At 50.3% G+C, this 13,946-nt stretch carries 13 protein-coding genes; 5 read left to right on the top strand and 8 right to left on the bottom strand.

All coding sequences use genetic code 11. The features are described 5' to 3' along the window. The first annotated feature begins 72 nt into the window (after positions 1-72). The 5 genes from coaE (at position 73) to ispH (ending at position 3,490) form a co-directional block, all read left to right on the top strand. Positions 73-693, top strand: a complete 621-nt coding sequence (gene coaE, locus ACTHSP_RS05865) for a dephospho-CoA kinase (RefSeq protein WP_314511293.1) — start codon at positions 73-75, stop codon at positions 691-693. Beyond that, positions 690-872 (top strand): DNA gyrase inhibitor YacG, encoded by a 183-nt coding sequence (gene yacG / locus ACTHSP_RS05860; protein WP_003682475.1) that lies wholly within the window; start codon positions 690-692, stop codon positions 870-872. The genes coaE and yacG overlap by 4 nt, the downstream gene beginning before the upstream one ends. Before the next feature lie 81 nt (positions 873-953). Then, positions 954-1,853 (top strand): glycine--tRNA ligase subunit alpha, encoded by a 900-nt coding sequence (gene glyQ / locus ACTHSP_RS05855; RefSeq protein ID WP_314511372.1) that lies wholly within the window; start codon positions 954-956, stop codon positions 1,851-1,853. A gap of 148 nt (positions 1,854-2,001) precedes the next feature. Further along, a complete protein-coding gene (gene lspA / locus ACTHSP_RS05850; RefSeq protein ID WP_314511291.1) occupies positions 2,002-2,508 on the top strand; it encodes a signal peptidase II in 507 nt (168 codons plus the stop codon). A 13-nt stretch (positions 2,509-2,521) separates the two neighbouring features. Further along, on the top strand, positions 2,522-3,490 hold the full coding sequence (gene ispH / locus ACTHSP_RS05845; protein ID WP_070712120.1) for a 4-hydroxy-3-methylbut-2-enyl diphosphate reductase: 969 nt from the start codon (positions 2,522-2,524) through the stop codon (positions 3,488-3,490). Positions 3,491-3,609: 119 nt separating this feature from the next. Here the strand turns inward: ispH and ftsZ are convergent, their stop codons facing one another. The 8 genes from ftsZ to ACTHSP_RS05805 form a co-directional block, all read right to left on the bottom strand. Beyond that, entirely contained in the window at positions 3,610-4,809 is a 1,200-nt protein-coding gene (gene ftsZ / locus ACTHSP_RS05840; RefSeq protein WP_063076120.1) for a cell division protein FtsZ, read from the bottom strand. Positions 4,810-5,061: 252 nt separating this feature from the next. Further along, positions 5,062-6,315, bottom strand: coding sequence for a cell division protein FtsA (gene ftsA, locus ACTHSP_RS05835; protein ID WP_003682483.1), 1,254 nt, complete (start codon positions 6,313-6,315; stop codon positions 5,062-5,064). Between the two features lie 74 nt (positions 6,316-6,389). After that, the gene (locus tag ACTHSP_RS05830) at positions 6,390-7,109 is read right to left on the bottom strand and encodes a cell division protein FtsQ/DivIB (RefSeq protein WP_070873720.1); all 720 of its coding nucleotides are present in this window, start codon (positions 7,107-7,109) and stop codon (positions 6,390-6,392) included. Then, positions 7,099-8,013: a D-alanine--D-alanine ligase gene (locus tag ACTHSP_RS05825; protein ID WP_314511287.1), complete on the bottom strand. Its 915-nt coding sequence runs from the start codon at positions 8,011-8,013 to the stop codon at positions 7,099-7,101. Before ACTHSP_RS05825 ends, ACTHSP_RS05830 begins: the two co-directional genes overlap by 11 nt. An 87-nt stretch (positions 8,014-8,100) precedes the next feature. Further along, positions 8,101-9,510, bottom strand: a complete 1,410-nt coding sequence (gene murC / locus ACTHSP_RS05820; RefSeq protein WP_063076123.1) for a UDP-N-acetylmuramate--L-alanine ligase — start codon at positions 9,508-9,510, stop codon at positions 8,101-8,103. 166 nt (positions 9,511-9,676) lie between these two features. Then, the gene (murG, locus tag ACTHSP_RS05815; protein ID WP_070459546.1) at positions 9,677-10,744 is read right to left on the bottom strand and encodes an undecaprenyldiphospho-muramoylpentapeptide beta-N-acetylglucosaminyltransferase; all 1,068 of its coding nucleotides are present in this window, start codon (positions 10,742-10,744) and stop codon (positions 9,677-9,679) included. A gap of 4 nt (positions 10,745-10,748) precedes the next feature. Next, positions 10,749-12,011, bottom strand: coding sequence for an FtsW/RodA/SpoVE family cell cycle protein (locus tag ACTHSP_RS05810; RefSeq protein WP_070459549.1), 1,263 nt, complete (start codon positions 12,009-12,011; stop codon positions 10,749-10,751). Positions 12,012-12,282: 271 nt separating this feature from the next. Next, positions 12,283-13,779 carry an amidase gene (locus ACTHSP_RS05805; protein WP_440345795.1) on the bottom strand — a complete coding sequence of 499 codons (1,497 nt, stop codon included), beginning with the start codon at positions 13,777-13,779 and terminating at the stop codon, positions 12,283-12,285. Positions 13,780-13,946 lie beyond the last annotated feature (167 nt).

The following is a 13,946-nucleotide window of genomic DNA, read 5'->3' as shown; positions in this document are numbered from 1 at the left end:
GATTATTTTGGTTGCCAATGCACCTATTACCCAACTGGTACAATGGTGGCTCGTACAATCAGGATTCCGATAATGACTTTATGGATAGGCTTGACCGGCGGTATCGGCAGCGGCAAATCATCTATTGCCCAAATGTTTGCCGAGCTTGGAGTACCCATTATCGATGCCGATGCCATCAGCCGCTCACTGACTACTGAAAACGGCGAAGCCCTTCCTGCCATCCGCCAACTTTTCGGCGATGAGGTTTTTGACAGTGAAGGCCGTCTGAATCGTATCGCTTTACGAGAAGAAGTTTTCAGACGGCCTCAATCCAAAAAACAACTGGAAAACCTGCTTCTGCCGTTAATCTTAAACAAAATCCAACAGCAGAAACAACAACTTGCCCCCTCCACTTACGGCATTATCGATGTCCCGCTTTTGATTGAGAATCCGGCATTTAAAGCGGAGACCGACCGCATTTTGGTTGTAGATGTTCCGGAGTCCGTCCAAATCGAACGCGTACACCAACGCAATGGTTTTTCAGAAGAACAAACGCGCCAAATCATGGCTACCCAAGCTTCCCGATCTGACAGACTGCTTCATGCCGACGATGTATTGGACAATACCCATAGCATGGAAGAAGCAAAAATCAAGGTTGCCCGTTTGCATCAATACTATCAATCCATTGCACAATCACTGAAAGAAACTGCATGACCGCTCCTGTTGTAAAATGTCCAACCTGCCACAAAGAAGTCGTTTGGAACACCGACAGCCCCTACCGCCCTTTCTGCAGTAAACGGTGTAAACTCATTGATTTAGGCGAATGGGCACAAGAAAAATACACCGTTTCTTCGGAAGACGACCCCTTTTCAGACCTATTGGACGGCAAATAAACTGTGCCGCTTCCTTCAGCCTATCCAAAACAGGCTCAAAACAGTAAAATACCCTCTTTATTCCAACCTATTCCATCCACCATGCTCACCTTCCAACAAATTATTTTCAAATTACAAAACTACTGGGCAGACAAAGGCTGCACCGTTATCCAACCTTTCGATATGGAAGTCGGTGCCGGTACTTCGCATCCAGCCACCTGCCTGCGCGCATTAGGCCCAGAGCCTTGGTTTGCCGCTTACGTTCAACCCAGCCGCCGCCCCAAAGACGGCCGCTATGGCGACAACCCCAACCGCCTGCAACACTACTATCAATTCCAAGTTGCACTCAAACCTGCACCAGCCAATATTCAAGACCTCTACCTCGACTCCCTGCGCGAATTGGGTATCGACCCTAAAGTACACGACATCCGCTTTGTCGAAGACGACTGGGAAAACCCTACTCTCGGCGCTTGGGGCTTGGGTTGGGAAGTTTGGCTCAACGGCATGGAAGTAACCCAATTCACCTACTTCCAACAAGTCGGCGGTATCGACTGCTCTCCTGTACTTGGTGAAATCACCTACGGTATCGAGCGTCTCGCCATGTATCTGCAAGGCGTGGAAAACGTGTACGACCTCGTTTGGGCAAAAACCCTTGATGGCAACATCGTGACTTACGGCGACGTTTATCATCAAAACGAAGTCGAACAATCCACCTACAACTTCGAATACAGCGATGCCGCTTGGCTCTTGCGCCAATTCAACGACTATGAAGAACAAGCCAAACGCCTGCTTGCAGTTGAAGACACCAGTCTTGCCCTGCCTGCTTACGAGCTTGTACTCAAAGCCGGTCATACGTTCAACCTCTTAGATGCACGCGGTGCCATTTCTGTTACCGAACGCGCAACCTACATCGGCCGTATTCGTGCACTGAGCCGTATCGTTGCTCAAAAATTCGTTGAAAGCCGCGAGAAACTGGGCTTCCCGTTACTTAAAAACCAATAAGTCCGCACATACTTACCACGCCGCCCTTTGATACATTCAAGTGGCGGCGTTTCTATTTTCAGACGGCCTTAACGTCGATGCCATCGCAAACACTTCCAGCCTGCTTTCAGGTAAAATAAGCCCTTTATTACATAAACCGCCTGAAAACATGAGTTCATCCTCTACTGCAAAAATTCCCTTTTTCTTACTTTCCCTCGTTGCCATCATTCTTGACCAACTGAGCAAATGGGAAATCTTGAAACACTTTACCGAAGGCGAACGCCTCAATATCATTCCAGACTTTTTTGACCTGACCCTTGCCTATAATCCAGGCGCGGCATTCAGCTTTTTAGCCGACCAAGGCGGCTGGCAAAAATTCTTCTTTTTAGGTCTGGCCGTCGTTATCAGCCTGTATTTGGCCCGTGCCATTTTGCGTGATGAGTTTGGCCGCTGGGGCAAACTGGGGGCGGCCATGATTATCGGCGGCGCAATTGGCAATGTGGTTGACCGTCTAATTCACGGCCACGTTGTCGATTTTCTGCTTTTCTATTGGCAAAACTGGTTTTACCCTGCATTTAACATTGCCGACAGCTTTATCTGCGTTGGCGCAGTTTGCTTGGTATTAGATGGTTTGCTGCACAAAAAAACACCTTCAAACGACACAAAGGCCGTCTGAAAACGGAATACACATGACTCAAAAAACCATTATCCTTGCCAATCCCCGCGGCTTCTGTGCCGGTGTTGACCGTGCCATCAGCATTGTTGAACGTGCACTCGAAGAATTCGGCGCGCCCATTTACGTCCGCCATGAAGTCGTTCACAACAAATTCGTCGTGGACAATCTGCGGGCAAAAGGTGCCGTCTTTGTCGATGACTTGGCGGATGTCCCAAAGGGTGCCACACTGATTTACTCTGCTCACGGCGTATCCAAAGCCGTACAGGAAGAAGCGGCACAACGTGGTTTCCGCGTTTTTGATGCCACCTGCCCTCTGGTCACCAAAGTCCATAAAGAAGTAGCCCGCCTCGATGAGCAAGATTACGAAATCATTATGATCGGCCACAAAGGTCATGTCGAAGTGGAAGGCACAATGGGACAATTGCCTCCGGGTAAAATGTTTCTGGTTGAGACGGTGGAAGATGTAGCCGGACTGAACGTCAAAAATCCTGATAAGCTTGCTTATGTCAGCCAAACCACTTTATCGGTGGATGAAACCAAAGATATTATTGCGGCCTTAAACCAACGCTTCCCCAATATCCGCAATCCGCACAAAGAAGACATCTGCTACGCCACAACCAACCGTCAAACTGCCGTTAAAGAATTGGCCGAAGAATGCGATCTCGTGATTGTTGTCGGCTCGCCCAATTCTTCCAACAGCAACCGCTTGCGTGAAGTAGCCGCATTGCGCGGAGTTGATGCCTATATGGTCGATAATGCTACCTATCTGAAAAAAGAATGGTTTGAAAACAAAACCAAGGTCGGTGTCACTGCCGGGGCATCTGCGCCCGAAGTCTTGGTTCGAGAAGTCTTGCAAACCATTCAAGACTGGGGACACGAGACCATACGCGAAGGAGAAGGCGCAGAAGAAAGCATTGTATTTGTCTTGCCTAAAGAATTGCGCCGCGAGGGCGAAAACAAACAAATTCTAAATAAAGGGTAAGCTTGTTATTTGCTTTATTTGAACTTAAGGCCGTCTGAAAATTTTCAGACGGCCTTAAGTATATTTTACTAATAAAAAAGACCTGCCTTTAAGGCAGGTCTTTTCATACATGATCCTGATTATTTATCAGAAGTATGTTGCTGACGGCGCAAGATAGCAGGAATTTCAAAGTCATCCAGTACAGACTGGTTGCTGAAATCAGCCGCAGTCAGATTCATAGAACGGATATTGCGGTTGGTACGAACCAGGCTTTCAGCACTGCTTTGGCTTTGAGCTTGAGGCGCTTCTTCCGCACCGCGTACCAATTGTTGGGTACGGGCAGCAGCGCGCAGTTGGTTGTCAGTACCGTTTTCTTTCAAGCCAGTAGCAATGATGGTAATACGGATAGCGTCTTCACTCATGCTCTCATCTTCGGCAGCACCAAATTTGCATTCCACTTCAGGGTGTGCATTTTGGTTGACGATACGCATAATCTCGTTGAACTCAGACATTTTCAGGCAGCCAGGAGCAGTGGTAATGTTTACCAATACACCGCGTGCGCCATCCAAAGTAACGTTATCCAAGAGCGGGCTGGAGATAGCTTGATCGGTAGCCAAACGGGCACGGTCGATACCTTGCGCGAAACCTGAACCCATCATGGCGATGCCGCGATTGCTCATCACGGTTTTCACGTCGGCGAAGTCCAAGTTGATCATGTCGCTAGGGCAAGTCACCACTTCGGAAATACCGGCAACCGCGTCACGCAGTACATTGTCTGCCGCACGGAAAGCTTCACGCATGGTCACGTCTTCGCCCAAGGCAGTCATCAATTTATCGTTCGGGATAATAATCAGGGAATCGACACGCTCTTTGAGCTGATCCAAACCTGCTTGAGCGATATGTACGCGTTTACCTTCATAAGCAAACGGACGGGTCACAACTGCAACGGTCAGAATACCCATTTCTTTAGCGATTTCAGCCACAACAGGAGCAGAGCCGGTACCAGTACCACCACCCATACCGGTAGTGATGAACAGCATGTTTGCACCACGGATGGCATCTTCGATGGCTTCGCGATCTTCTTGAGCAGCGGCGCGACCGATTTCAGGATTTGCACCGGCACCCAAACCGCGAGTCAAGTTTGTACCTAATTGAATGCGTTTAGCCGCATTATTTTTAGCCAATGATTGCGCATCGGTATTGGCACTGATGAACTCAACACCATGAATAGTGTTGGCAACCATGTTGTTGATGGCATTACAGCCGCCGCCACCCAAACCGATAACTTTAATAACAGCAGGGCTCGTTGCTGATTCTGCTACGTCGTAAACAAATTCCATTCAATAATCCTCCGCGCCCCGCTTTATAAGGACGGTTCCAAAATAACTCATTATCCGTATTATATAAGAAGTATCCTGATACTGGCAAAAATCTTCTTACCATTCGGCTGTCGGCGTTATATTTTTACTACAATTTTTAACAGAAAATATACAAGTTTTAAATTATTCACTTAGCAATTATTTAAAACTGTTTAATTCCACTTAAATATTCAGGACAAACGGATTTTACACCGCCTGCCCTGAACGCTTTTATCAGAAATTGTCTCTGAAGAATCTTTGGATTTTTTCCCACAGACCCATTTTTTTGCCTGAATCATTCAGGGCAATCGCACCGGTTCGGCTGGTTTGTTCACCCTCTTCTGCGGCATAGGCCGTCTGAAGCAGGCCAATTGCTGTTGAATAGCGTGGATTGCGGATACGTTCGGATACGCCGCCCATTTCTTGTGGAACACCGATACGTGCCGGCAAATTAAAGACTTCTTCGGCCAACTCAACAATACCGGTCAACATAGAAGCACCGCCGGTCAAAACGATACCGGAAGTCAGCACTTCTTCAGGGAAGCCGGAACGGCGCAATTCGTTCAGTGTCAATTCCAAAATCTCTTCTACACGCGGGCCGATGATTTCAGCCAATACGCGGCGTGAAATTTGACGTGATTGACGGTCGCCAACGCTAGGAACTTCAATCATTTCATCCAAGCCGTCCATAGTCGGAATGGCGGCACCGTAATGGATTTTGATGTACTCGGCTGCACTGTGCGGCGTACGCAGGGCTTGTGCCAAGTCTTTAGTAATCAAATCGCCGGCAACGGGAATAACCGCAGTATGGCGGATGGCGCCATTGGTATAAACCGCGATGTCGGTCGTACCGCCGCCGATATCGATGACGCACACGCCCAAATCTTTTTCGTCTTCAGTCAAAACGGCATGACCACTTGCCAAAGGCTGAAGCATGATTTGATCCATTTGCAGGCCGCAACGTTGGATACATTTTTGGATATTTTGCAAAGCAGTGTTCGCACCGGTAATGATGTGTACACGGGTGTCCAAACGCACGCCGCTCATGCCGATAGGCTCCTTCACACCGGGTTGGTTGTCGATGATGTACTCTTGAACCACGGTATGTAAGATGTTGTGATCAGGCGGAATATTGATGGCTTTGGCAGTTTCGATGGCACGATCGATGTCGGCTTGCGATACTTCGCCATCTTTAATTTTGACTACGCCTTGTGAATTCAGGCTGCGGATATGGTTACCGGCAATACCGGTGACAACGTGGGAAATTTTGGTATCTGCCATCAGCTCGGCATCTTCTACCGCCTGACGAATGGCTTGCGCGGTAGCGTCAATATTGGTCACCATACCTGCACGCAGGCCGCGTGAAGGACTTTGGCCCAAGCCGACAATGTGGATTTCATTATCTTCCCGAATCTCACCGATTAAGGCGATGACCTTGGACGTACCAATGTCTAAGGCACTGATATATTTATTTTGTTGTTGTTCCATAATTGCTCGTTCGCTATGTTGTCTGACTGACGGTTTGATTATTTTTGAAACAAGATTGCTTCACGTCTAATCGGCTATTCACTGTCGGAAGGGTTTTCAGACGGCCTGTAACGGACTGAAAAACCATCCTTATAACGCATATCGACATACTCGATACGACTTTGTTTTTTGCGCAGCAACGATGGCCAAATCTGGGCAAACTGCTGCAAACGTTTGATTTCATTTTCACGCCCCAAGCGCACGGTAATGCCGTTGTTCAATACAAGCAGCCATGCCGAACGCGGCGTGTAGATCAATTCTTTGATGGTCAGTTTCAACGGACTCAAAATACCGGAAAAGTCCGCATAATGTTTGACCATGTCTTTGCCTGTCCCCTGCTGCCCTTCAAATATAGGCAGGTCTTGTTTCAGGCTTGCGGCAAACACATTGCCCTTACTGTCCACCAAGCCGCCAGCGCGCCAGTGTGCAACCGGCACGCGCTCGGTCAGGATAATTTCCACGGTTTCCGGAAAACGGCGGCGCACCATTGCCGAGTCAATCCAAGGCAATTCCTGAAAAGCGGCCTGCGCCGAATCAATATCGGCGCGGAACATATTACCCCTGATATGTTCTCGTGCAACAGTTTGCAATTCTTTGCCGGAAGCATATTTCAGCTTACCCTGAATGGCAATCTGTTTCACAGGGAAATATTTGGAATTGTAAAGCCAAGCTATGCCCGAACCTATCAGCAGAAAAGTCATCAGCAATAATAGCCTGCGGGTCAGCCGACCCAGTGCGCCTGCATCATCCCACATGAGCGGTCTTCAAAATCTCAATACACAAATCAGCAAAATCCACGCCGGTATGGGCTGCAGATTTTGGTACCAAACTGTGGCTGGTCATACCGGGCAAGGTATTGATTTCCAAAAGATACAGCTTACCGTCCATATCTTTCAGGAAGTCCACGCGCGAACAGCCATCCGCACCAATCGCCTGCGCGCCACGCACGGCCAGTTCGCGCATCAGGTTTTCCTCATCCTCACTCAAATCTTCCGACGGGCATTGATAAACCGTATCGTCGCGGTTGTATTTAGCCTCGTAGTCGTAAAACTCAGTAGCTGGAATAATATGAATGCTCGGCAGGCCTTTACCGTTCAATACCGGGCAAGAATACTCGCCGCCGCCGATAAAGCGTTCGGCAATGATTTCGCCCTGCAAGTGTTTTAATTCTTCGTAAACGCTTTTCAGACGGCCTTTTTCTTTGACTTTTACCACGCCAACGCTGCTGCCTTCTGAGGCAGGTTTCACAAACATCGGCAGGCCCAATTTTTCTTCAACGGCATCAAAGTCGCTGTCGTCATGCAATACGGCAAACTCAGGAACAGGCAAGCCCACAGCCTGCCAAATCAGTTTGCAGCGGTATTTGTCCATACCCAGCGCAGAAGCGGCTACACCGCTGCCGGTGTAAGGAATACCCATCAGTTCCAACGCGCCTTGAATCGCGCCATCTTCGCCGAAAGTGCCGTGCAGAATATTGAAGGCCGTCTGAAAACCTTGTGTTTTCAATTCAGACAACGGGGTTTCTTTGGGGTCGAACGCATGGGCATCGACACCTTTGCTTTTCAAGGCAGCCAAAATAGCGGCGCCGCTATCCAGCGAAACTTCGCTCTCGCTGGAGAAGCCACCCATCAACACGGCCACTTTGCCAAAATTCTGCATAATTTCCACTTTCTTAAATACTGATACAGGCCGTCTGAATATTGTTCAGACGACCTATCTGTCCTCAAAGGCCAATATGCCTGTTTATTATGATTGTTTCGACAATTCCACCAATGCAGACGGAACGCGGTTGATGCTGCCGGCACCCATATTCAACACAACATCGCCGTCCTGCAAAACATTCAGCAGCATTTGCGGCAGATCGGCAACGTTTTCGCAGTAAATCGGCTCAAGTTTGCCCAATACGCGGATGGCGCGCGCCAAAGCGCGGGAGTCGGCCGCGGCAATCGGCTCTTCGCCTGCGGCATAAACTTCGGTCAACACCAACGCATCAACGGTATTGAGGACTTTGGTAAAGTCTTCAAACAAATCGCGTGTACGGGTATAGCGGTGTGGTTGGAAAGCCAAGACCAAACGTTTTTCAGGGTATGCGCCGCGTGCAGCGGAAAGGGTTGCCGCCATTTCGACAGGATGGTGGCCATAATCGTCCACCAGCAAAGCGGTTCCGCCGTTTGGTAATTTAATGTCGCCATATTTTTGGAAGCGGCGGCCGACACCTTCAAAGCCGAGCAAGCCTTTTTGAATGGCCTCAACCGATGCACCAACTTCCAGCGCAACGCCGATAGCCGCCAACGCATTGAGGACGTTGTGGCGGCCGGGCATATTCAAAACAACCTCAAACGGCTCTTGCTCATGTCCTTTCATTTGAACATGAACGGTAAATTTCATTTGCGCGCCGATGTTTTCAATATCGGTTGCGTAGATATCGGCAGTATCATCCAAGCCGTAAGTGGCGTAAGGTTTGCTCACTTTGGGCAAAATCGCGCGGACGTGTTCGCTGTCGATACACAAGAATGCCTTACCGTAAAACGGCATACGGTGGATGAAATCCACAAACGCCTGATGCAACTTCTCAACGCTGTGGCCGTAAGTGTCCATATGGTCTTCATCGATATTGGTCACGACGGACATAATCGGCGTCAGATACAGAAAAGAAGCATCGGATTCGTCGGCTTCGGCAACAATGTATTCGCCTTTACCCAAACGGGCGTTGGTCCCTGCGGCGTTGAGTTTGCCACCGATAACGAAAGTCGGGTCAAGACCTGCCGCGCCGAGAATAGAAGCGGTCAGGCTGGTGGTTGTGGTTTTACCGTGCGTACCGGCAATGGCGATACCATCGCGGAAGCGCATCAGTTCCGCCAACATCAACGCGCGCGGAATCACGGGAATCTGCTGTTCCAACGCGGCAACGACTTCAGGATTGTCTTTTTTAACGGCAGTAGAGGTAACAACCACGTCGGCACCATTGACGTGTTCGGCAGTATGCCCTGGGTAAACTTGGATGCCGAGAGCGCTCAAATGCTCAGTAACGGCATTACGCGCCTGATCCGAACCGGAAACTTTAAAGCCCAAATTGTGTAAAACTTCGGCAATACCGCTCATGCCGACGCCGCCGATTCCGACAAAATGGATGTTGGTCACTCGATTTTTCATCATAACGTTGCGTTCCGGTTGGTTTTTAGTGCGTAAAGGCGTTATTTTAAAGGGCTATCCGCTTCTGCGCTATGCTTTTATTGTAAAGGAATTTTAACAAAAGCAATAAAGGCCGTCTGAAACGCCGTTAATTAACTTTTCAGACGGCCTTGAACAAAGTCTTGCCTGCTTATTCGGCACAAGATATGGCAATTTCCGCCACATCGTCTGCACTGTGCGGCAACGCCAAGGTACGGGCATTTTTCGCCCATTTCAGGCATTTTTCACGGTTTAATCCGCCGAGGATTTCGGCCAGTTTTTCTGCCGTCAGTTGAGTTTGCGGAAGCAGCAAACCAGCTTCGGCTTGCACCATAAAGCGCGCATTAGCTGTTTGATGGTCGTCCACCGCGTGCGGATACGGCACCAGCAATGCACCCAAACCGGCAGCCGTCAGCTCGGCAATCGTCAGCGCGCCGGCACGGCAAATTACCAAATCGGCATCGCGGTAGGCGGATACCATATCGGTAATAAATTCGACGCACTCGGCTTGTACACCCAATGCATCATAATCCGCCTGCAGGTTACCCAATTTATTGCGGCCGGACTGATGATACATTTGCGGACAGGCCGCCTCAGGCAATAATGCCAAAGCTTGCGGAACGGTTTTGTTCAACACATCCGCACCCAAACTGCCACCCACCACCAAAACTTTCAGACGGCCTTGACGGTTTTCAAAGCGTTCTTCGGGAACAGGCAATGCCGCAATATCGGCACGGACAGGGTTACCCACCAATCCGCCTTCATGTTGAAATGCTTTGGGGAAAGCGTACAGGACACGTTTTGCCCAACGCGACAGTTGGCGGTTGGACAAACCGGCTACGGCGTTTTGCTCATGAATCACAATCGGCACACCGGAAATTTTTGCCGCCAAGCCACCGGGGAAAGTAACAAAACCGCCAAAACCGATAACGCACTCGACACGGTGTTTCTTAATAATCTGCTGCGCCGCACGGACGGTTTTATACAGCGTAAATGGCAACATCAGCTTGCGCTTGATTCCGTTGCCGCGTATGCCTTTAATGGCCAGCGTTTCCAAGCGTATGCCGTATTGCGGCACGATACGCTCTTCCATCGAATCCTGACTGCCCAGCCAAATCACATGATGGCCGCGCTTTTGCAGCGACTCGGCAACCGCCAATGCAGGGAAAATATGGCCGCCCGTACCGCCGGCCATCAGCATAAAAGTTTTACCGCTCATGGTTTTACTCCACCGAATAACCGCGCATTTTTTGGCGGTTTTCATAATCAATGCGCAATAACAAAGTAATGCACACCAGCATGATAAAGACAGCCGAACCGCCGTAAGACATAAACGGCAAAGTCAGGCCCTTAGTGGGTAGGATACCGATGTTTACACCGATATTGAAGAAACTCTGAATACCAATCCAAATACCGATACCGTTGGCAATGTACGCGCTGAACATCAAGCCCGAATCACGCGCCTGCTTGCCGATGGAAAACGCGCGCCACACCAGCCAGCCGTAGCAGAACACCAAAACCAGCATCCCGAAAAAGCCGAATTCCTCGCCGATGACGGCAAAAATAAAGTCCGTATGCGCTTCAGGCAGGTAGAAACGTTTTTCCAAACTCGCACCCAAGCCCTCGCCAAACCAGCCGCCGCGCGCAATCGCCATCAAGGAATGGGTCAGCTGATAGCCTTTACCCAAAGGATCGCTCCAAGGGTCCAAAAACGCCGCCACACGCGCCATACGGTAAGGCGCGGCCAAAATCAGCAAGCCCATACCGCTCACAACGGTCGCCACCAATACAGCAAAATACTTCCACGGGAAGCCTGCCAAAAACAGCATACCCATGGTAATCACAACAATCACGACAAACGAGCCAAAGTCCGGCTGACCCATAATCAAAACCAAACCGACCGCCACCAACATAATCGGCAGAATCAAGGTCTTAAACTTACGGAAGCGTTCCTTTACCCTTACCCAAGCTTCACTTTTAAAGGGGCTGCACACCAAATCGCCAATACCGGTAAACAAAGACGACCAACCCAAAGAATCCAAATCGCGCAACATTTCTTCACGGCGCGTAAACAGGCTGGACAAGTACAAGACCGTCGCCAATTTGAAAAATTCAGTCGGTTGCAAGTTGAGCGGCCCGATATGAATCCAGCGCGTCGCGCCATTAATCTCACGGCCGACAAACAAAACCAGCAACAACAGCAAACCTGAAACAGCAAAATAAAACGGAATAATCCGCCGCCAGAAACTCATCTTCAGCAGGAAAAGCGGCAAGCATATAGCCACTGTAAACAGGATAAACATTGCCTGCTTAAACACAAAAGAAAACTGGCTACCCCCTTCCGATGCCGCATACGCAATAGAAGCCGAATAAATCATAATCAGGCTGAAGACCGTCATTAAGACGACCATCCACAAGAGAGAAACATCAAACTTCCGACCATCGCGCGCAATCGGCCGGTCAAGCATTTTGGAAAGACTAATCATGAAAACATCCGTAACGGCTTGAATAAAATATTCAGACGGCCTGCTAATGGGCAAGAGGCCGTCTGAAAAAATGAATTAACGTTATTTTAAAGGTTTATTTCCAAACCAACAATTCAGAATCTTTAAAGATGCCGGATTCCGACGTTCTTTGCGCCCTCCCCTACCCTTTGATACCGGCAAAAGGCCGTCTGAAAACGCTTTTATGTTCTCAGACGGCCTTGTATAAATTTTTTCTTCAGAAAAATAGGCTACTTTTTATCCAATACAAACCCTAAGCCAACTGCGGTATTTCCACCCACGGCTGTATCTGTTCCAACTGCGCTGCAAGGCGGAGCAGCGTGTCTTCGCGTCCGTGAGCGGCGGCAAACTGAGTACCGACGGGCAGCTCGTTATGCCGGTAAAGCGACACGCTCATGGCGGGGTTGCCGCTCATGTTCAGCGGCGACGTATAACCGACGTATTGCAGCGCGGCGGCGGCTTCTTTTTCTAAAAACGGGTTGTTTTTCAACAGAAAACCCAAGCGCAGCGTGCCAAACAGCAGGCGCATGGCTTTTTGTGCGGCGGGCGGCGGCATCATCTCGCCGATTTTCGGCGTGGTGCGCGGGCAGACGGGCGTCATTAACACGTCGTAGCGTGTGAAAAATGCTTTGGCGGCACGTTCCTGCGCCAGCATCACGTCGCGCGCCCATGCCATTTCGCCCGCACTGATTTGCCGACCCTGCACAATCATTGCCCACGTTGTCGGCTCAAGCAGGCGGTGCGGCAGTTTTTGTCCGGTTTCGTATTGATATTGGTAGAACAGTTTTGCCGTTTCGCCCATGACGATGATGCGGGCGGCTCGGTTGAGCTGTTCAGGCGGCGCAAAATCGGGCGTGGCTTCTTCCAATTCGTGTCCCGCGTCTTGTATCAGTTTCAAACTATGGGCGAACGCGGCTTCCGTGCCTTCGTCGTTGCCGCCGCCAAACCATGCCTGTTTCCAAAAAGCGATTTTCAGACGACCTGTTTCTTGTTTCAGGCTGCCTGCAAAACCGTTTTCGGGCGGCGGCGGGCAAGCATACAGGGCGCGGGCTTGGGTTTGGGCGGCGATGTCCAGCAAAACCGCGCTGTCACGCACGCTGCGGGTCAACACATGGTCGCATACCAAGCCTTGCCATGCCTCCGATGCGTTCGGCGCGTAACTGCTGCGACCGCGCGTGGGTTTCAGCCCGAACACGCCGCAGTTGTGCGCGGGTAAGCGGATGGAGCCGCCGCCATCGCTGCCATGCGCTGCGGGTACGACGCCCGAAGCCACTGCCGCCGCAGCACCTCCGCTGCTGCCGCCCGCGGTGTAATCCAAATGCCACGGATTGCGCGTGATGCCGTAGATTTCGGTTTCGGTAACGGCATACGCGCCCCATTCGGGCGTGGTGGTTTTGCCGAACACGCGCAGTCCCGCATCGAGATAGGCTTGAGTCAAATCGCTGTTTTGCTTGGCAATGTAATGCTGCATCATGCGCGAACCCGACCATGTCGGCGCGCCTTCCCAATCCGCCAGCAGGTCTTTGAGCAAAAACGGCACGCCCGCCAGCGGCGTATCGGCATTTTCAGACGACCCCTGCCACGCCGCCGCGCGTTCGCGCAAATCGTGTGCCAACAGATTGAGCTTGGGATTGACTTCGTCCAAGCGGCTTAAAGCAGCCTGCAACACCTCATCGGCGGACACTTCTTTTTTGCGGATCAGCTCTGCCAAACCGACGGCATCGTAACGGATGTAGTCTTGAAAATTCATGGGTTTTCCTTTCGGATTGATGAACACACGTTTTTTCGGTCAGGCATGGCTGCCCGCCGCCTCGCCGTTTGCCCGCATAGGCAAACTTTAAGAAACAGTAACACGGGTTAAAGGAAAAGAACAAGTTTGCCGTTGCAGCAAAAAGGTCGTCTGAAACCGCCTTGACG

Source organism: Neisseria sp. P0001.S005, assembly GCF_051963715.1.
Note: the sequence above shows the minus strand (reverse complement) of the source record. Positions and strands in the feature narration are given on the sequence as shown.

Excerpts from the sequence above, each read along its gene's own strand:
- coaE (WP_314511293.1), top strand. The coding sequence starts at position 73 with ATGACTTTATGGATAGGCTTGACCGGCGGTATCGGCAGCGGCAAATCA.
- yacG (WP_003682475.1), top strand. The coding sequence starts at position 690 with ATGACCGCTCCTGTTGTAAAATGTCCAACCTGCCACAAAGAAGTCGTT.
- glyQ (WP_314511372.1), top strand. The coding sequence starts at position 954 with ATGCTCACCTTCCAACAAATTATTTTCAAATTACAAAACTACTGGGCA.
- lspA (WP_314511291.1), top strand. The coding sequence starts at position 2,002 with ATGAGTTCATCCTCTACTGCAAAAATTCCCTTTTTCTTACTTTCCCTC.
- ispH (WP_070712120.1), top strand. The coding sequence starts at position 2,522 with ATGACTCAAAAAACCATTATCCTTGCCAATCCCCGCGGCTTCTGTGCC.
- ftsZ (WP_063076120.1), bottom strand. The coding sequence starts at position 4,809 with ATGGAATTTGTTTACGACGTAGCAGAATCAGCAACGAGCCCTGCTGTT.
- ftsA (WP_003682483.1), bottom strand. The coding sequence starts at position 6,315 with ATGGAACAACAACAAAATAAATATATCAGTGCCTTAGACATTGGTACG.
- ACTHSP_RS05830 (WP_070873720.1), bottom strand. The coding sequence starts at position 7,109 with ATGTGGGATGATGCAGGCGCACTGGGTCGGCTGACCCGCAGGCTATTA.
- ACTHSP_RS05825 (WP_314511287.1), bottom strand. The coding sequence starts at position 8,013 with ATGCAGAATTTTGGCAAAGTGGCCGTGTTGATGGGTGGCTTCTCCAGC.
- murC (WP_063076123.1), bottom strand. The coding sequence starts at position 9,510 with ATGATGAAAAATCGAGTGACCAACATCCATTTTGTCGGAATCGGCGGC.
- murG (WP_070459546.1), bottom strand. The coding sequence starts at position 10,744 with ATGAGCGGTAAAACTTTTATGCTGATGGCCGGCGGTACGGGCGGCCAT.
- ACTHSP_RS05810 (WP_070459549.1), bottom strand. The coding sequence starts at position 12,011 with ATGATTAGTCTTTCCAAAATGCTTGACCGGCCGATTGCGCGCGATGGT.
- ACTHSP_RS05805 (WP_440345795.1), bottom strand. The coding sequence starts at position 13,779 with ATGAATTTTCAAGACTACATCCGTTACGATGCCGTCGGTTTGGCAGAG.